This window comes from Amycolatopsis rhizosphaerae (assembly GCF_007713715.1).
Classification (GTDB): domain Bacteria; phylum Actinomycetota; class Actinomycetes; order Mycobacteriales; family Pseudonocardiaceae; genus Amycolatopsis_E; species Amycolatopsis_E rhizosphaerae.
The window spans coordinates 1-18,007 of the sequence record NZ_VJWX01000092.1; the positions used below are offsets into that span (position 1 = coordinate 1).

Annotated in this window: 17 protein-coding genes and 1 pseudogene; 10 read left to right on the plus strand and 8 right to left on the minus strand. The window is 71.4% G+C overall.

The window, feature by feature from the left end:
* Positions 1 to 25 precede the first annotated feature (25 nt).
* The 7 genes and pseudogenes from FNH05_RS12075 to FNH05_RS12110 all read left to right on the plus strand — a co-directional run bounded on the left by FNH05_RS12075 (position 26) and on the right by FNH05_RS12110 (position 8,081).
* Positions 26 to 1,111, plus strand: a complete 1,086-nt coding sequence (locus FNH05_RS12075; protein WP_144587489.1) for an ATP-binding protein — start codon at positions 26 to 28, stop codon at positions 1,109 to 1,111.
* Positions 1,108 to 3,381, plus strand: a complete 2,274-nt coding sequence (locus FNH05_RS12080; protein WP_144587490.1) for a DUF5682 family protein — start codon at positions 1,108 to 1,110, stop codon at positions 3,379 to 3,381. Before FNH05_RS12075 ends, FNH05_RS12080 begins: the two co-directional genes overlap by 4 nt.
* 49 nt (positions 3,382 to 3,430) lie before the next feature.
* Complete coding sequence (locus FNH05_RS12085; RefSeq protein ID WP_144587492.1) at positions 3,431 to 4,594, plus strand: VWA domain-containing protein; 1,164 nt, start codon at positions 3,431 to 3,433, stop codon at positions 4,592 to 4,594.
* A 90-nt stretch (positions 4,595 to 4,684) separates the two neighbouring features.
* A pseudogene (locus FNH05_RS12090) lies at positions 4,685 to 6,039 on the plus strand (fatty acid desaturase).
* 18 nt (positions 6,040 to 6,057) lie between these two features.
* Positions 6,058 to 6,249: a ferredoxin gene (locus tag FNH05_RS12100; RefSeq protein ID WP_144587498.1), complete on the plus strand. Its 192-nt coding sequence runs from the start codon at positions 6,058 to 6,060 to the stop codon at positions 6,247 to 6,249.
* 4 nt (positions 6,250 to 6,253) lie between these two features.
* Positions 6,254 to 7,510 (plus strand): NAD(P)/FAD-dependent oxidoreductase, encoded by a 1,257-nt coding sequence (locus tag FNH05_RS12105; RefSeq protein ID WP_144587500.1) that lies wholly within the window; start codon positions 6,254 to 6,256, stop codon positions 7,508 to 7,510.
* Positions 7,464 to 8,081: a TetR/AcrR family transcriptional regulator gene (locus tag FNH05_RS12110; RefSeq protein ID WP_342781548.1), complete on the plus strand. Its 618-nt coding sequence runs from the start codon at positions 7,464 to 7,466 to the stop codon at positions 8,079 to 8,081. The genes FNH05_RS12105 and FNH05_RS12110 overlap by 47 nt, the downstream gene beginning before the upstream one ends.
* A gap of 16 nt (positions 8,082 to 8,097) precedes the next feature.
* Here the strand turns inward: FNH05_RS12110 and FNH05_RS12115 are convergent, their stop codons facing one another.
* Positions 8,098 to 9,015, minus strand: coding sequence for an alpha/beta hydrolase (locus FNH05_RS12115; RefSeq protein WP_144587502.1), 918 nt, complete (start codon positions 9,013 to 9,015; stop codon positions 8,098 to 8,100).
* A gap of 63 nt (positions 9,016 to 9,078) precedes the next feature.
* Here FNH05_RS12115 and FNH05_RS12120 point away from each other — a divergent pair, with 63 nt between their 5' ends.
* Together FNH05_RS12120 and FNH05_RS12125 are read left to right on the plus strand one after the other, a co-directional pair.
* Positions 9,079 to 9,615: a helix-turn-helix domain-containing protein gene (locus FNH05_RS12120; RefSeq protein ID WP_144587504.1), complete on the plus strand. Its 537-nt coding sequence runs from the start codon at positions 9,079 to 9,081 to the stop codon at positions 9,613 to 9,615.
* Between the two features lie 201 nt (positions 9,616 to 9,816).
* Positions 9,817 to 11,487 (plus strand): PhoX family protein, encoded by a 1,671-nt coding sequence (locus FNH05_RS12125; RefSeq protein WP_246127677.1) that lies wholly within the window; start codon positions 9,817 to 9,819, stop codon positions 11,485 to 11,487.
* Between the two features lie 88 nt (positions 11,488 to 11,575).
* Here the strand turns inward: FNH05_RS12125 and FNH05_RS12130 are convergent, their stop codons facing one another.
* A complete protein-coding gene (locus tag FNH05_RS12130) occupies positions 11,576 to 12,208 on the minus strand; it encodes an NAD(P)-dependent oxidoreductase (RefSeq protein ID WP_144587506.1) in 633 nt (210 codons plus the stop codon).
* Positions 12,209 to 12,213: 5 nt separating this feature from the next.
* Entirely contained in the window at positions 12,214 to 13,095 is an 882-nt protein-coding gene (locus FNH05_RS12135; protein WP_144587508.1) for an EamA family transporter, read from the minus strand.
* An 80-nt stretch (positions 13,096 to 13,175) separates the two neighbouring features.
* Here FNH05_RS12135 and FNH05_RS12140 point away from each other — a divergent pair, with 80 nt between their 5' ends.
* On the plus strand, positions 13,176 to 13,673 hold the full coding sequence (locus tag FNH05_RS12140; protein ID WP_144587510.1) for a MarR family winged helix-turn-helix transcriptional regulator: 498 nt from the start codon (positions 13,176 to 13,178) through the stop codon (positions 13,671 to 13,673).
* Between the two features lie 17 nt (positions 13,674 to 13,690).
* On the opposite strand, the gene FNH05_RS12145 is transcribed toward FNH05_RS12140, so the two are convergent.
* The 5 genes from FNH05_RS12145 to FNH05_RS38000 form a co-directional block, all read right to left on the minus strand.
* Positions 13,691 to 14,368: a GNAT family N-acetyltransferase gene (locus tag FNH05_RS12145; protein WP_222426585.1), complete on the minus strand. Its 678-nt coding sequence runs from the start codon at positions 14,366 to 14,368 to the stop codon at positions 13,691 to 13,693.
* 205 nt (positions 14,369 to 14,573) lie between these two features.
* Positions 14,574 to 15,953 carry an MBL fold metallo-hydrolase gene (locus FNH05_RS12150; RefSeq protein WP_144587512.1) on the minus strand — a complete coding sequence of 460 codons (1,380 nt, stop codon included), beginning with the start codon at positions 15,951 to 15,953 and terminating at the stop codon, positions 14,574 to 14,576.
* Between the two features lie 19 nt (positions 15,954 to 15,972).
* Positions 15,973 to 17,178, minus strand: a complete 1,206-nt coding sequence (locus FNH05_RS12155; protein WP_144587514.1) for an NAD(P)/FAD-dependent oxidoreductase — start codon at positions 17,176 to 17,178, stop codon at positions 15,973 to 15,975.
* Positions 17,179 to 17,335: 157 nt separating this feature from the next.
* On the minus strand, positions 17,336 to 17,707 hold the full coding sequence (locus FNH05_RS12160; RefSeq protein WP_144587516.1) for a hypothetical protein: 372 nt from the start codon (positions 17,705 to 17,707) through the stop codon (positions 17,336 to 17,338).
* A gap of 13 nt (positions 17,708 to 17,720) precedes the next feature.
* Positions 17,721 to 17,882, minus strand: a complete 162-nt coding sequence (locus FNH05_RS38000; protein WP_186382511.1) for a hypothetical protein — start codon at positions 17,880 to 17,882, stop codon at positions 17,721 to 17,723.
* Positions 17,883 to 18,007 lie beyond the last annotated feature (125 nt).

The following is an 18,007-nucleotide window of genomic DNA, read 5'->3' on the forward strand; positions in this document are numbered from 1 at the left end:
GCCGCGAACTGTACGAGGAGTTGTCATGACCGAGACCGTGCTGCGCCCCTTCGCCGAGCAGGCGTACGCGCACGAGCTGGCCGCGCTGGCCGCCGCGGACGATCGGGAGCGCCCGCCGTCCTGGCGGCTGTCGCCCTGGGCGGTGGTGCGCTACCTGCTCGGCGGCACCCTGCCGGACGGCACCGCGATCACCCCGAAGTACCTCGGGCCGCGGCGGCTGGTCGAGGTCGCGGTGGCCACCCTCGCCACCGACCGCGCCCTGCTGCTGCTCGGTGTGCCGGGCACGGCCAAGACCTGGGTCTCGGAGCATCTCGCGGCGGCGATCAGCGGCGATTCCACCCTGGTCGTGCAGGGCACGGCGGGCACCGGTGAGGAGACCATCCGCTACGGCTGGAACTACGCGCGGCTGATCGCGGAGGGGCCGAGTGAGAAGGCGCTGGTGCCCGGCCCGGTGTACCGGGCGATGGCCGACGGCAAGGTGGCGCGCGTCGAGGAGCTGACCCGCGTACCGGCCGACGTGCAGGACAGCCTGATCACCATCCTGTCCGAGAAGACCCTGCCGGTGCCGGAGCTCGGCCTGCACGTCCAGGCCCGGCCGGGGTTCAGCGTGATCGCCACCGCCAACGACCGGGACAAGGGCGTCAACGAGCTGTCCAGCGCGTTGCGCCGCCGGTTCAACACGGTCGTGCTGCCGCTGCCCGATTCGGTGGATGACGAGGTCGCCATCGTGGCGCGGCGGGTCGGTGAGCTGGGCCGGTCGCTGGCGCTGCCGGTGCCGGACGCCGGGCTGGCCGAGATCCGGCGGGTGGTCACCGTGTTCCGGGAGCTGAGGGCCGGTCGCACCGAGGACGGGCGCACCGCGGTGAAATCGCCGTCCGGCACGCTGTCCACGGCCGAGGCGATCAGCGTCGTCACCGGCGGGCTCGCGCTGGCGGCCCATTTCGGCGACGGCGTGCTGCGTCCGCACGATGTCGCGGCGGGGCTGCTCGGCGCGGTGGTGAAGGATCCGGTGGCCGACCGGGTGGTGTGGTCTGAGTACCTCGAGACGGTGGTGCGGGAGCGCGACGACTGGGCCGACTTTTACCGGGCCTGCCGGGAACTCGCGGGATGAACGACCGGACTGCGGCGGCGGCGCCGCGGCCGGTGGTGGAGCTGCTCGGCATCCGCCACCACGGCCCCGGTTCGGCCCGTGCGGTGGCCGCCCGCCTGCGCGAGCTGCGGCCCGACGTGGTGCTGATCGAGGGGCCGCCGGAGGCCGAGGCGGTGCTCTTGGCCGCCGCCGATCCCGCGCTGCGGCCCCCGGTCGCGCTGCTCGCCTACGCCACGGACGATCCCTCGCGCGCGGCTTTCTGGCCGTTCGCGGTGTTCAGTCCCGAGTGGCAGGCGATCCGGTACGCCGTGGAGGCCGCGGTGCCGGTGTGGTTCTGCGATCTGCCCGCGGCGCACCAACTCGCCCGGGAACCGGAGGAGCGGGCGGGCCGGTCCGCCGATCCACTGGCCGGACTGGCGGCGGCGGGCGGTTACGACGATCCGGAACGCTGGTGGGACGACATCGTCGAGCACCGCCTCGAGGGCACCTCGCCGTTCGGCGTGATCGCCGAGGCCATGCGGGCCCTGCGGGGATCGTCCACAACGGACGGATCGGGGGCCGGGGGCGCCGAAGGCCCCGGGCGGCTGTTCGAGGCGCGGCGCGAGGCGTACATGCGCACCGTGCTGCGCAAGGCGATGAAGGCCGGGTTCGGCACCATCGCGGTGGTCTGCGGGGCCTGGCACGTCCCGGCACTGACCGGGCCCCTGCCTCCGGCCACCGCGGACCGCGCGCTGCTGCGCGAGCTGCCGAAGCACAGGGTCGCCTGCACCTGGGTGCCGTGGACGCACGGCAGGCTGGCCAGTGCGGGCGGGTACGGCGCGGGGGTGAGCTCGCCGGGCTGGTACGACCACCTGTTCGGCACGACGGGGCAGGTGACCGCCCACTGGCTGACGCGGGTCGCGAGGGTGCTGCGGGAGGAGGACCTCCCGGTTTCCTCCGCGCACGTGATCGAGGCGGTTCGCCTCGCCGAGGCGCTGGCCGCGTTGCGGGACCGGCCGTTGCCCGGACTGGCCGAGGTCACCGAGGCGACGAGGTCGGTGCTCTGTGGCGGCAACGACGTGCTGCTCGACCTGGTGACCCGCCGCCTCGTGGTGGGGGAGCGGCTCGGCGAGGTGCCCACCGGGGTGCCGCAGTCGCCGCTGGTGGCCGATCTGCTCGCGATCGCCCGGCGGCTGCGCCTGAAACGGGACGCGTTGCACCGGGAACTGGACCTCGACCTGCGCAAGGAGACCGACGCCGAGCGGTCGCGGCTGCTGCACCGGCTGGCCGTGCTCGGCGTGCCGTGGGGAGTGCCCGCGCCCGGGGCCCGCCGTGGCACGGGCTCCTTCCGGGAAAGCTGGTCGCTGTGCTGGCGCCCGGAGTTCGAGGTGGATCTGGTGGTGGCGGGCAGGCACGGCACGACGGTGCTCGCCGCGGCGACCGGTGTGGTGCGGGGGCAGGCGGCCGAGGCGAAGGTGCTGGCGGAGGTCACCGGCGCGGTGGAGAGCTGCCTGGTGGCGGGGCTGCCCGGCGTCCTGCCCGAAGTACTGTCCGCTGTGGACACTCTGGCGGCCGGTGGCGCCGATGTGGCGCAGTTGATGGCGGCCCTGCCACCGCTGGCCAGGGCCGGGCGGTATGGCGACGTCCGGGGTACCGACACCACCGCCGTGCGCTCGGTCGCCGGGCATCTGCTTGCCAGGATCTGCGCGGGACTCGCCACCGCGGCCCGCGGGCTGGACGACGAGGCCACCGCGAAGCTGGTCGAGCTGGTGCACGGGGTGCACGAGGCAACCGGGCTGCTGCCCGATGATGCGCGGGACCGCTGGCTCGACGCGGTGTCCCGGCTGGCCGGTCAGGACGGGCTGTCGCCGCTGCTCGCCGGGCGGCTGACCCGGCTCCTGCTGGACGCGGAGCGGCTGGCGGTGCCGGAGGTGGCGCTGCGGCTCGGCCGGGCGCTGACGCCGGGCGTGGCGCCGGAGCGGGCGGCCGGGTACGTGGAAGGGTTCTTCACCGGCGGCGCGGTGCTGCTGATCCATGACCTCCGGCTGCTCGGGCTGGTCGACGAATGGCTGTCGGCGATCCCGCCGGACCGGTTCACCGAGGTGCTTCCGCTGCTGCGGCGCACCTTCGGCGCCTTCGCCGGGCCGGAACGCCGGACCATCGGGGAGCGGGCCGCCGCCCTGCGCCGCGGTGGCGGATCCGTCCCCGCCGCCCCCGGCGGCCCCACGGGCGGGCCGGAGGGCGAGCCGTACGACACCGTCCGGGCCGAGGCCGCGCTGCCGGTGGTCGCCGCGCTGCTGGGGGTGCCGTGATGACCGCAGCTTGTCGTTTGTGGACAGTTCCGGGACCGGGAGGGCAGGCATGATCGGGGAAGCGGAGCGGCTGCGCCGTTGGCGGCTGGTGCTGGGCGGCGGCGCCGACGGTGCGGCCGACGGAACCGGCGTCGCGTTGTCGGCCGCGGACGGCGCGCTCGACGGTGCGCTGGCCGCGCTCTACGACGGTGGCGGGGACGGGGCCCGGCGTGGCGCCGGGCTCGGCGGTTCGGCGCCGAAGGTGGCGCGCTGGCTGGGGGACATCCGCCGGTACTTCCCGAACACCGTCGTCCGGGTGCTGCAACGGGACGCGCTGGACCGGCTCGGCCTGGAAAGGATGCTGCTGGAGCCGGAGCTGCTGGCCGCCGTCGAGCCGGACGTCCACCTGGTCGGCACGCTGCTGTCGCTCAACGCCGTGCTGCCGGAGCAGACCAGGCAGACGGCGCGCCAGGTGGTGCGCACCGTGGTCGAGCGGCTGGAGGCGCGGCTGGGGGAGCGGATGAGGGCCGCCGTCACCGGGGCGCTGAACAAGGCCGCCCGGACGCGGCGGCCGCGGCACGGCGACATCGACTGGGACCGCACGATCCGGGCGAACCTGCGGCACTACTCGCCGGAACTGGGCACGATCATCCCGGAGCGGGTGATCGGGTACGGGCGGCGGCAGCGGCAGGTGCAGCGGGAGATCGTGCTCGCCATCGACCAGTCCGGTTCGATGGCGGAGTCGGTGGTCTACGCCGGGTTGTTCGGCGCGGTGCTGGCCTCGATGCGCACGGTGCGGACCCGGCTGGTCGCCTTCGACACCGCGGTGGTGGACCTCAGCGACCGGCTCGACGATCCGGTGGAGGTGCTGTTCGGGACGCAGTTGGGCGGGGGCACGGACATCAACCGCGCGCTGGCCTACTGCCAGTCCCAGATCACCAGGCCGTCGGAAACCGTGCTGGTGCTGATCAGCGATCTGTACGAGGGCGGGGTCCGCGAGCAGCTGCTGAGCCGGGCCCGTGCCCTGGTCGAGTCCGGGGTGCAGGTGGTGGCGCTGCTCGCGCTGTCCGACTCCGGCGCGCCCGCCTACGACCATGAGAACGCCGCCGCGCTGCACGCGCTCGGGGTGCCCGCCTTCGCGTGCACCCCGGACCTGTTCCCGGATCTGATGGCGGCGGCGATCCTCCGCCGCGATCTGAACCAGTGGGTGTCGGCGCACGTCGAGTCCTCCTGAACGCGACGGCGCTTTACAAAAAACTCCTTCTTGTCAAAGTCGCTTTACAGTGTCTATCTTTTTGTAAAGCGGCTCAGCGAGGAGGACGTGGTGACGGCGGTCTCATCCGGGACGATCCCAGCGGGGTCGACCGAACAGTGGCGTGACAGGAAGCGGTATCTCTGGCTCATCGGCCTGGTCGTGCCCTCACTCGCCTTCGTGGCGCTCGGCATGCACCGGCTCACCGGCTGGGGGATCTGGTACTGGATCGGACCGGTGGTGATCCTGGTGGTCGTCCCGGCCATCGACCTGCTCGTCGGCCTCGACCGGGCCAACCCGCCGGACGACGTGATCGAGGCGCTGGAGAAGGACAGGTACTACCGCTGGATCACCTACCTGTTCCTGCCCATCCAGTACGCCGGGTTCGTCGCGGCGTTCTGGGTGATCACGCACGGGGGGCTGTCCGTGGCCGACAAGGTGGGCCTGGCCATCTCCATCGGCTGCATCGGCGGTATCGGCATCAACACCGCCCACGAACTCGGTCACAAGAAGGAAAGCCACGAGCGCTGGCTGTCCAAGATCGCGCTGGCGCAGAGCTTCTACGGGCACTTCTACATCGAGCACAACCGCGGGCACCACGTCCGCGTCGCCACCCCCGAAGACCCGGCGAGCAGCCGGGTGGGCGAGAACTTCTACCAGTTCTGGCCGCGCACGGTCTGGGGTTCGCTCAAGAGCGCGTGGGGCCTGGAGAAGAAGCGCTACGCGCGCCACGGACGGCACCCGTTCCGGCTCGGCAACGACGTGCTCAACGCGTGGCTGATGTCGGCGGTGCTGTGGGCCGCGATGGTCGCGGTGTTCGGCGTGGGCATCCTGCCCTATCTGATCATCCAGGCGGTGGTCGGCTTCTCCCTGCTCGAAGTGGTCAACTACATGGAGCACTACGGGATGCTGCGCCGCCGGACCGGGCCGGACGGTGCGGGCCGCTACGAGCGCGTCGACCCGTCGCACAGCTGGAACTCCAACAACATCGCGACGAACGTGCTCCTCTACCACCTGCAGCGGCACAGCGACCACCACGCCAATCCGACGCGCCGGTACCAGACGTTGCGGGACTTCGAGGAGTCCCCGGTGCTGCCCACCGGCTACGCGGGGATGATCGTGCTCGCGCTGTTCCCGCCGTTGTGGCGCAAGGTGATGGACCCGCGCGTGCTGGCGCACTTCGACGGCGACATCGGCCGCGCCAACATTTCCCCGCGCAAGCGGGAGAAGGTGCTCGCCCGCTACGCGACGGGGAGGGCGGCGTGAGCGCGTACGTCTGTCCCGGCTGCGAGTACCGCTACGACGAGACCACCGGGGAGCCGCGCGAAGGCTTCCCTGCGGGCACACGCTGGGACGAGGTGCCCGACGACTGGTGCTGCCCGGACTGCGGAGTGCGGGAAAAGATCGATTTCGAGCCCGAAGCATGACCGAGCGGAGGCGATGACGTGAAGATCGTGGTGGACCGGGCCAAATGCGAGGGCCTGGGCATGTGCGAGGCGATGGCGCACGAGTTCTTCGAGGTTCAGGACGACGGCACGATGGTCGTGCTCGACGAGAACCCGGGCGAGGAACACCGCACCGAACTCGCCGCGGCGGTGGACGCCTGCCCGGTGCTGGCCCTGAGCCTGAAGGACTGACGGCGTGGAGCGACTGGTCGTGGTGGGCGCCTCGCTCGCGGGGCTTCGCGCGGTGGAATCGGCCCGGCGCACCGGGTTCACCGGCCGGATCACCCTCGTCGGCGCGGAGGAGCACCTCCCGTACGACCGGCCGCCCCTGTCCAAGGCGTTCCTGGACGCGGGTCACGAAGGTGTCGTGACCCCGTTCCGCGATGCGGACGAACTCACCGGGGAACTGGGCGTGGAGTTGCGGCTCGGTACCCCGGCCGAAGCGCTCGACCTCGCGGAACGGGAGGTCGTCGTCGGCGGGCGCCCGGTGCCCTACGACGCGCTGGTGATCGCCACGGGGGCCGGCCCGCGCCCCTTCCCGCCGGGGGAGGGCATCGCGGGCGTGCACGCGTTGCGCACGGTCTCGGATGCGGTGGCGATCCGGGCGGCACTGGACGCCGGGGCCCGGACGGTGGTGATCGGGGCCGGGTTCATCGGCTCCGAGGTGGCGTCGGCGGCGAGGAAGCGCGGCCTGGCCGTGACCGTGGTGGAGGCGCTCGACCTGCCGCTGACCCGGTCGATCGGGCCGGTGGCCGGAACCGTGTGCGCCGGACTGCACCGGGCGGGCGGCACGGATCTGCGGCTCGGCACCGGCGTGGCGGGCATCGAAGCCGAGAACGGGCGGGTGACCGGGGTCCGGCTCGACGGGGGGACGGTGCTGCCCGCCGACCTCGTCGTGACCGGGATCGGCGCGCTCCCCGCGACCGGCTGGCTGGACGGCAGCGGGCTGCGGCTGCACGAGCGCGACGGGGGAGTGGTGTGCGACGCGACCCTGTGGACGGGGGCGCCGGGCGTGTACGCGGCCGGGGACGTCGCGCACGCGGTGAACCCGCTCTTCGACGGGGACCTGATGCGCCTCGAACACTGGACGAACGCCGCGGAGCAGGGGGCCGCGGCGGCACGGCACGCGCTCGACCCGGCGTCGGCGCGGCCGCTGGACTCGGTGCCCTACTTCTGGTCCGACTGGTACGGCCATCGCCTGCAGTTCGTCGGCACCCCGGTCGCGGACGAGGTGTGCACGGCCGAGCCCGAGCGGAAGGGGTTCGCCGCGCTGTACCGGCGGGGGGACCGGATCGTCGGGGCGCTGACCGTCGACCGGCCGCGTGACATCATGAAGTATCGCCGTCGCATCGTCGAGCGGGACGAGTGGACGGGCACACCGACCGGGAAGAAGCACGAGAGCAGCAGTGACCAGCCAGTTCACCACGACCGTCCGGGGCCTGGACAGCGGTGAGACCACCGTTCCGTTGCGGGCGCAGATCGTGCGGGCCGCCGCGAAGGTGACCTGCGAGACCGGCTGGTCGTCGGTGCGGATGGGGCAGCTGGCCGACCTGATCGGCGTCAGCAGGCAGACCGTCTACAACGAGATCGGCTCGAAGCAGAAGCTCGCCGAGGAGATGGTGCTCGCCGAACTGCGCAACTTCCTCGTCCTGGTGGAAAGCGCGTTCGAGGCGAATCCGGGCGACGTGGTGGCCGCGATCCGCGACGCCTGCCGCAATGTCCTCGAGTTCGCCGGGGACAATCCGCTGCTGCGGGCCGTGGTGAGTGCCTCGCACGGCAGCGACAACGATCTGCTGCCGTTGCTGACCACCCAGTCACAGGCGCTGATCGCCACCGCGAAGGCGGTGGTGCGCGACCGGCTCACGGCCTACACCGTGCCGCTGTCCGAGCACGAGCTCGAAGCGGCGACGGACCTGCTGGTCCGGGCCGTGCTCAGCCACGTCATGCGGCCCAGCGGCACCCCGGAGCGTTCCAGCGCCGACATCGCGATGATCGCCGCCCGGATCCTGGGCACCACCGCCTGATCCCCGGCCGCGCCCGTCAGGCCGACCGGTGCAGCAGGTCGGTGACGGCTCGGACGATCTCGTCCGCGTGCTTCACGTGGAGGAACTGGTGCGGCGCGTCGGCGAGGACGCGCTGCTCGCCGCGGGGCACGGAGGCGGCGATGGCGGCGTGCATCCGGTGGATCCCTTGGTGGAGGGCCTGTTCCAGCTCCTCGGAGGCGAACTGCGCCCAGTAGGGATTTCGGCCCATCGCCGTGTAGACGATCAGCGGGACATCGGGAAGGCCGCCGCCGTCCCGCAACTCGTCGTAGAGTTCGCTCTCGAAGTTCAGCGTTTCCAGGACCGCGGTGCGCCAGGCGGCGAGTTGCGCGGTGACCAGGGGTTCGCGCACCGCCTCCGGCCACTCCGCGAACACGCCGTCCAGCGCCGCGCGGGAGGCCTCGAACTGTGCGGCGGTCGGTTCCGGAAGCGTCGCGAGGTCCGGCTTCATCTTCTCGTTCAGCTCCGCGGCTTCGGGCGGCATGAAGTCGAAGATGTCCTCGTGCCCGGGGTCGAGCAGGAGCAGGGCGGCCACCTCCTCCGGGAAGAGCTGCGCGAAGCGGCGGGCGTAGAACGCGCCCAGTGAGTGCCCGGCCAGGACGTACGGCGCGGGTACGGCGGCGGCCCGCAGCAGTTCGCGGAGTTCGGCGGCGACGTCCTTCGCGCTGCGAGGCAGGGCGACCGGCTCGCTCCATCCGGTGCCGCCGCGGTCGTAGAGCACGCTCGTGGTCAGTTTCGCCGTTTTTTCCTGCACGTTCAGGAAATGCAGGCCGAACAGGCCCGCGCCGGGCAGGAACACGACGCTCGGCCCGCCCTCCCCCGAGCGGTGCAGCCACAACCGCCGTCCTCGGGCCGGGTATCGCTTCCCTAGTGGTGGTTCCTCGTCGATCGCGGTTACCGGGATCGGTGTGGACATCGTGCCTTCCCTCCGTTGTATTCTCAACTTTGCGAACGGTAGCAGATGTGAGAACATCTCGGGGTGGACTCGTTGAAGCTGCTGGTGCATCCGGTGCGGCTGCGCATCGTGCACGCGCTGTCCGGCGGGCGCGCGCTCACCACGGCCGAGCTGAGTTCGCGGATGCACGACGTGTCGAAGGCGACGGTGTACCGGCACGTCGGCCGTCTCGCCGACGCCGGAGTCCTGGAGGTCGCCGCCGAGCAGCGCGTGCACGGTGCGGTCGAGAGGCACTACCGGCTGAGGCGGGAGCGCGCGGTGATCGGCGACGAGGCCGTGTCCTCGGTGTCCAAGGAGGAGCACCGCCGGGTGTTCGCCGCCGCGATGGCGATCCTGATCGCGGAGTTCGGCGCCTACCTCGACCGGGACGCCTCGGATCCCGTCGCCGACTCGGTGGGCTACCGGCAGCACGCGCTCTGGCTGGACGGTGAGGAGCTCGCCGCGCTCATCGCCGAGTTGCGCGCCGCGATCGTGCCCAGGCTGGGCAACGAGCCGGTGCCGGGCCGTGCGCAGTACCTGCTCAGCCCGATCCTCTTCCCGATCGAGGAAGAGATCCGATAGAAAACCGGTGACGTCCGATTCGTCCGGATGTTCGTCACATCTTCACCAACCGTACTGTTGGTCGGTTTCTTTTCCGGCTACACGATTTGTTCCACCGCTGTACGCGGATTTGTCACCATGGGGTCCCGTTCGCGTGTCTTGGCCGGATTTGAATGCGCCTGTTTGGTTTTTCCGTTTCGTTCTCTCTGGAGGCACCGGTCGATGAGATTCAACAGGCGCATGGTCACCCGCGCGGGGATCATCGGGGTCGCGGGCTCGGTGGCCCTGGGCGGGGTGGTGGCCGCCGGAGCGTTCGCGCAGGACAGGCACGGCCACGACGGTGACGACGCTTTCCGTCTCGCGCTGACCGGGGTCGCGGCCAACGCGAAGGCCACCGGGATGAGCGCCCCCAACGTCCTTTCGCCGGAACTGGTGGAGCAGGCCGTCGCGCAGGGCTCGCTCAAGCTGGAGAACGGCACCGCCGACGTGCCGTACTACGGTTACCGCGGCGACGGCCCGTTCGTGGCCGCGCCCGGCGACCTGCCCGCCAAGGGACACCAGGTCGAGGCCTCGAAGACCGAGCCCGACAAGAACACCTACCTCGTGCTGCGCGGTCAGCGCGGCGCCGACCCGCACTACGACTACGGCACGCACTTCCTGTTCCAGGGCCACGAAATGGGCAAGTCCGGGTACATCACCCGGATCAACCTGGACGCCGACGCGGCGCACCGGGTCACGCTGCTGGCCACGACCACCACCGACGGCACCGCGCTGCCGACCTTCGACGGCTCCACCTGGGACCCGTGGGTGCAGCGCCTGCTGTTCACCGCGGAAAACGGCAACGCCGGCGGCGTGTGGCAGTCCACCACCGGTCCCAACGCACAGGTCGAGGACATCTCGGCGGCGCTGGGTCGCGCGGGTTACGAGGGCGTCCAGAACGACTCGGCCGGCAACGTGTGGCTGGTCGAGGACTCCGGCGGCACCACCGTGCCCGGCGACAAGGCCAAGCTGCCCAACAGCTTCGTGTACCGTTTCGTGCCCGCCGAGAAGGGCGACCTCAAGCACGGCAGGCTGCAGGCCCTGCAGGTGGTCTCCGCCCGCACCGGAACGCCGATCGCCTTCCAGGGCATCGACGCGGCGCACCCGACCGGCGGTGCCTTCACCGACGACATGAAGGACCTGCACACCTACGGCAAGACGTTCACCACGCGCTGGGTGACGCTGCACGACACCGCCACCGACCCCTCCGGGCAGGCGTTCGACGCCAACGCGCTGGCGAAGGCGGCGAAGGCGACTCCGTTCAAGCGTCCGGAGAACGGCCAGTTCCGCCCGGGCACCGGTTTCCGCGAGTTCTACTTCGACGAGACCGGTGACACCAACACCGACTCCACGGCGAACAACGGTTTCGGTGGCTGGGGCGGTGTGCTCAAGCTGGCCCAGACCGACCCGAAGGCCGACACCGGCACGCTTTCCCTGGTGTACAACGGGGACAAGGAGCACTCCGGGCTGGACAACGTGACCTTCGTCGACGCGAACCACATCGCCTTCGTGGAGGACGCCGGCGACACCCTGCACGCGCAGCGCGGGCTGCTGGACTCGGGCTACCTGTTCGACCTCAACGCCGACTACGCCCACGGCGCCCAGCCGGTGCGGTTCCTCGCCGAGGGCCGCGACGCCTCCGCGACCCTCGACTCGGCTCTGGGTGCCTACAGCGGTTTCCAGAACGACGGGGACAACGAGATCACCGGTATCCACCTGTCCAACGGTGACGCCTCGCCGCGGGGACTCCTCGGCGCCCAGGTGCCCACCCCGCTGGCGAACGGCTGGCGGCTGTTCTGGACGCAGCAGCACGGCGACAACGTGACCTGGGAAGTCCTCCCGGCCCGTCGCTGACACCTTGCCGCGATTCCCGTGAGGGGTCCCCTCACAGTCGACAAGGCTGTGAGGGGACCCCTCACGGCTTTCCGCCGAACCGTGGTGCTCAGTAGGCGACGGTGAAACGGATGCCGCGGTGGCGCGGGTTTTCGGCCTCGTCGAGCAGGGCGACCGCGAAGTCCTCCATCGAGATGGCCGAGACCCCTTGCCCGTCCACCACGAGTTCGTCGCGCCCCAGCCGGTACCGGCCGGTCCGCGGGCCGGGTTCGAGCAGGCCGGGCGGGCTGAGATAGGTCCAGTCCACCTCCCGCTCGGCGAGGCACAGCTCGAACTGCCGGGCGCACGCGAGCGCGATGCCCCGCAGCTCCGCCGGGAAGCCCGGATCCTCGACGACGGTCGCGCCGCCGGTCCCGGGCACGGTGAGGCTGGCGGCCCCGCCGACCACCAGCAGGCGGATCCCGGTGCCGCGCAGGCCCGCGAGCACCGCTTCGGTCGTGGCGACGAGTTCGGGTTCCCGTCCGGGCGCGGGCCGGGTGGCGGTGACGACGAGGTCGTGCCCGGCGCCGAGAGCGGCGACCCGGCTGCTGTCCGAGACGTCACCGGTGACGATCGTGGCGGGCAGATCCGGTGCCCGCGAGGGATTTCGTACCACGGCGGTCACCTCGTGGCCGCGAGCGGCCGCCTCGGTGACCACGCGGCTGCCGACGTTTCCCGCGGCTCCGAACACGGCGATGCGCATGATGGTCAGACCTCCACGAGTGGTTGCCGCCGCTGGGCGGGCTTCAGCTGGGCGATGACGAGTGCGGCGAGCACGATGACGGCGCCCACCGCCTGCAGCGGGGTGAGGGACTGGCCGAGCACGAGCCAGCCGAGCGCGGTCGCGACCACCGGGCTGAGCAGGGCGAGGAAGGTGACGCCGGTGGTGGGCAGCGCACCGATTCCCCGGAACCACAGCGGATAGGCGAGCATCGCGCCGACGACGGTGAGGTAGGCGTACCCGGCGAGGTTCGCCGTCGTGATGGTGGCGGGCGGCGGCCCTTCCACCAGCAGGGTGACCGGGAGCAGCACGAGCCCGCCCGCGACCAGTTGCCAGCCGGTGGTGGCCAGCAGCGGGGCGGGCGAACGCCACCGTTTGCTGAGCACGACGCCGGTGGCCATCACCAGTGCGCTGCCCACTGCGGCCGCCAGTCCGAGCGCGTCGAGCCGGGCGGTGGCCCGCAGCACCAGCAGGCCGACGCCGAGGACGCCGGCGAGTCCGGCGAGGGTGGTGCGCAGGGTCATCCGTTCGCCGAGCAGGCCGGTGGCCAGTCCCGCGGCCAGCAGGGGCTGCAGTGCGCCGATGGTCGCGGCGACCCCGCCCGGCAGCCGGTAGGCCCCGATGAAGAGCAGGGCGAAGAAGGCACCGATGTTGAGCGTGCCCAGGACGAGCGAGCGCCACCACCACTGCCCGCTCGGCAGTCGCCGGGTGAGCGCGACGAGCACGATTCCGGCGGGCAGGGCCCTGGCGAGCGCCGCGAGCAGCGGCCTGCCGGGCGGCAGGAGTTCGGTGGTGACCAGGTAGGTGGTTCCCCAGACCGCGGGGGCCAGCGCGGTCGTCAGCACGACGGCCCCTCGATTGCTTAGCACTAAGACAATCTATCTCAGCGCTAAGACAGTTTGCCTTGTGTCGTGGGTCACAGCGGGTCGGTGCGCCCTAAGCTGTGCTGATGGCGGATCACGTCGACCGTGTGCTGGAGCAGTGGGGAAAGCAGCGTCCGGACCTGGACGCGTCGCCGATGGGTGTGATCGGGCGGCTCAGACGGCTCACTCGGCTCATCGACGCCGAACTGGTCCGGACCTTCGCCGTGCACGGGCTCGACGAGCCTTCCTTCGACGTGCTGGCGACTCTGCGGCGCAATGATCCGCCGCACCGGCTCACGCCCAAGCAGCTGATGCGCTCGACCATGATCACCTCGGGTGGGGTCAGCCAGCGCCTCGCCCGGCTCGAGGGGCGCGGGCTGGTGCGCCGCACCCCCAACGAGGCCGACGGACGAGGGGTACTCGTCGAACTCACCGAAGAGGGCAGGGCACTGATCGACCGGGCCCTGCCCGACCACGTCGCCAACGAGCACCGGTTGCTGGGCGCGCTGGACGAGTCCGAACGCGCCGAGCTCTCGGACAGGTTGCGTGTCCTGCTGGAATCCCTCGGTGACACCATCGAATAGCGGCGCCGGGCGGTGGATCAGCCGATCCGGTCCCGCAGCGCGGCCCGCACGGTGGGCCAGTCCTCGGCGGTGATGGAGAACAGCACCGTGTCGCGCACGCTGCCGTCGGCGCGGCGCTGGTAGCGGCGCAGGGTGCCTTCGCGCCGGGCGCCGAGCCGGGCGATGGCGCGCTGGGAACGCACATTCCGGACGTCGGTCTTGAGCTGCACCCGGCCCGCGCCGAACACCTCGAAGGCGTGGGTGAGCAGCAGCAGCTTCACCGACGGGTTGACCGCGGTGCCCCAGACCGCCGGGGTGTAGGCGGTGCCGCCCACCTCCAGCCGCGCGTCGTGCGGTGAAACGTCCAAATAGGACGAAGTGCCGACGACGCTGCCCGCGGGCAGCCCGGCACAGGGCTCGAGCAGCCGGACGAGCCAGGGCACCCGCCCCGCCTGCCTGGCCTGCTCGAAGCTTTTGGCGTAGTCCGCGGCGCTGTCGGGCCGGGCGGCCAGGTGGCGCCAGACCGGATCGTGGTCGAGCACCGCGAACAGGGCTTCGGTGTCGCGTTCGGGATCGAGCTGGGTCAGTTCCACCAGCCCGTCGTGGAGTCGCAGTTCGGGTGCGGGAGGCCAGGACATGACCGGCCAGGGGGTGTCGGCCGGTCGCGGGTCGGAGATCACGCCGAGCGTGTCTCCGGCACCACCAGTTGAGGTCATGGTGCCCAGTGTCGCCGCTTCCGGGCCGAGGTGGAAGTGATATTCCGACTACCGAACCGGCTGGAACAAATCGTTATGCGGCAAGGGATCGCGGTCGGAGACCTTGCTGTCGGGCGGGTGAACGGTCGGCGAATTCGCGGGTGTCGTGAAGGCAGTGCCCCCGCCCGGGAGGGAGAACCGGGCGGGGGCTGTAAGCGCGCGCCGGTCAGGCGTGCGCGAGGGCCTGTTCCCAGGCGCCGTACCCGCCGATCAGGTCGGAGACATCGGCGTGCCCCGCCGCGCGCAGCACGCTCGCCGCGATCGAGGACCGGGTTCCGCCCGCGCAGTAGACGACGACCGGTCCCGGCGGAACCTCGCCGAGTCGCCGGGGGAGTTCGGCGAGCGGGATGTGCACCGCGCCCTCGATCGCGCCACCGGCCAGTTCGCCGGTGTTGCGCACGTCGAGCAGGGCCGGCGCCGGGGTCCGGTCGAGCACTTCCCGCAGTTCCGTCACGGTGAGCCTGCCGGCCCGCGTGAGCTCACCGGGGATTCCGGTGAACGCCGCTTCCGGCTCGCGCAGGTAGCCCACCACCGTGTCCAGGCCGATCCGGCCCAGCCGGGTGACGACCTCCTCGACGTTCTCCTCCGCGGCCACCACGAGGATGTCCTTGCCCGGCTCGACCACCATGCCCGCCCGCTCGGCGAACCGGCCGTCGGCCGGGACGTTGAGCGAGCCGCGCAGATGCCCGGCGGCGAACTCCTGCGGATCGCGCGTGTCGAGTACGACCGCGCCCTGCGCCCTGCGCGCCAGGAACTCCTCGGCGTCCAGCGCCCGCAGGTGCCCTGCCAGGTCGAACAGGCCGCGCTCCTTGCGGTTGAGCACCGCGTCGTAACCGAAGTACCCGGGCGCGGAAGGCTGGCCTTCGGTGACCAGTGCCAGGAACTCGTCTTCGCTCATCGGCGCGCAGGCGTAGTTGGTCAGCCGCTGGATGCCGATGGTGGACTGCCGCTCGGTGGACAGGTTCTTGCCGCAGGCGGAACCGGCGCCGTGCGCGGGGAAGACCCGGACGTCGTCGGGCAGGGCCATCAGCTTGTGGTGCACGCTGTCGTAGAGCATGCGGCCCAGCTCGTCGGCGGTGACCCCGAGCGAGGCGAGCAGGTCGGGCCTGCCGACGTCGCCGATGAACAGCGCGTCCCCGGTGAGCACCCCGTAGGCCACCTCGTCGTCGGCGTGCTCGTAGACCAGGATGCTGATCGACTCGGGGGTGTGCCCCGGGGTCTCCATGATCTGCAGCGTCACGTCGCCGAGGCTGATGCGCTCCCCGTCGGCGAGTTTGCGGACCGGGAACTCCGCGCCGGAGGCCCGCTGCCCGTAACCGATCCACGCACCGGTCTGTGCCGCCAGCTCAAGGTGGCCGGAGATGAAGTCCGCGTGGAAGTGGGTGTTGATGACCCCTTCGATGCGCAGCCCGCGCTCGTTGGCGTCCGCGAGGTACTCGGAGATGTCGCGGCGCGGGTCGACGATGACGGCACGTCCGGTGCCCTCGTCGGCGATCAGGTAGGAAGCCTGCGAAAGGCAGTCGAGGTAGTACTGCGTGAACAACATGGTCGATCCTCCAAAGTGGTCAGACGAGACCCTTGAGCATGGCGTGCCAGTACATGGCGGGAAGGCCGTAACGCTTGAGCAGCCACATGTCCTGCCGCGGTTTCGTGGTGTCGATGAACGGAATGCTCGGGGCGGGTTCGAGGTCGTAGCCGAACTCCGCGAGCAGCATCCGGTTCCTGGCGGTCACCACCGGGCAGGAGGTGTAGCCGTCGTAACGCTTTTCCGGCTCCCGGCCGGACAGCACGTCGCGCAGGTTCGCCACGACCGTCGGCGCCTGCTTGCGGATCGCCGCCCCGGTCTTGGAGGTGGGCAGGTTCGCCACGTCGCCGAGCGCGAACACGTTGCCGAACCGCTTGTGCCGCAGGGTGTACTGGTCCACGTCGACATAGCCGGACGGGTTGCCCGGATCGGCGAGGGGGCTGGCCTTGACGAAGGCGGGCGCGCTCTGCGGCGGTACGACGTGCGCGAGGTCGAAGGAGAGGGTCTCCTTCGTCCCGGCGGCGTGGTCGACGATGTCGGCCGTGCGGGCCTGGCCGTCCAGTGACACCAGTTCGCTGGAGCGGCGGACCTCGATGCCGTAGTTCCTGGCGACCTTCTCCAGCTGGTCGGCCCACACCGGGACCTTGAACATCACCGGGTCGGGCAGCACGAACACGACGCGGATGTCGTCGAGCACGCCCTGTTTGCGCCAGTAGTCGGCGGCCAGGTAGGCGATCTTCTGGGGCGCGCCACCGCATTTGATCGCGCCGGCGGGCTGGGTGAACAGCGCCGTGCCCGAGCGCAGGTTGCGGATCAGCTCCCAGGTGCGCGGGGCGAGGTCGGCGCGGTAGTTGGAGCTGACCGGGCCGGTGGAGAGGGCCTCTTCGAGTCCGGGCACCCGGTCGAAGTCCAGTTGCAGGCCGGGGGCGACCACCAGCGCGTCGTAGGACAGCTCGCGGCCACCGGCGGTGACGACGAGGTTGCGGTCGGGCTCGAACGTGGCGGCGGCCTCGCGCAGCCAGCGAACGCCCCGGGGGATCAGCCCGGCCTCGGGGCGGCCGGTGCGCCGTACGTCGGCCTGTCCGCCGCCGACGAGTGTCCACAAGGGTTGGTAGTAGTGCGTCGTGGCCGGGTCGAGCAGGGTGACGTCATTCGCGCCTGCCCGCCGGAGGCGGGCGGCGACGGTGAGTCCTGCGGTACCGCCACCCACGATGAGGATGCGGCCGGTGGGGAAGGGCTGTGCCATCGAGGGGTCTCCTTGGGCGAGCAACTCTGCTTGTACCCCTGGGGGTATGAAATCCACGGTACGCACGCCTCGATGGGGGTGCAAGCGGTCCCGTTTGTCCTTTTGCTGTGACCTGGCTTTCGGGACGAAAGTCCTTCCGTGGACAGGAAAACCTTGCCTAACTACGGTGACGGCGGGGCGGTGCGGGAACAGTGCACGCGTCCGCGGAGCGGATCCGCTGCACCAGGCCGAAGGCGAGGACGCCGAGGGAGCACGCCGCGGCCGCGAGGGTGCCCGTGCGCGCCAGCAGTGCCGCGACGGGGACGGCGACGACCGCCAGGCGGGCGCACTGCGAACAGCCGCGCACGAGTCCGCCGGCGGGGTCGACATAACTGCCCAGCAGCCAGCCGGACGCCGTGGCGGCGGCCAGCCAGACGGGATACCACCACCAGGGCAGCGGATGGGTGAAGCCGCCGATCGCGGCGCCGTAACCGGCGAAGACGAGGAGTCCGCCGATGGGCGCCGCGATGCGGCGTCGCAGGAGATTCATCGGGTGGCGGCGCTCAGCGCCGGCCGAAGGGCCACCAGGACCTGCGGGCCTGCGGCTCGGATGCGCACGAGCACCGCTTGGACTTCGGCACGTCGGCGAGCACCAGCTCGACGTGGCGGCCGCAGCCTCGGTAGGTCGGCTTCTGGCAGCGGGAACAGGTGGTTCGCTGGCACATGCTGTCCTCCATCCTCCGGGAACTGCCTCCATAGTACCCCCCGGGGTATATCAGTCCGTCGAGAGGCCGCCGGTTGGCCGTGAGGGGACCCCTCACGGCCAACCGGCCAGGGCCCGGGCAAAGTC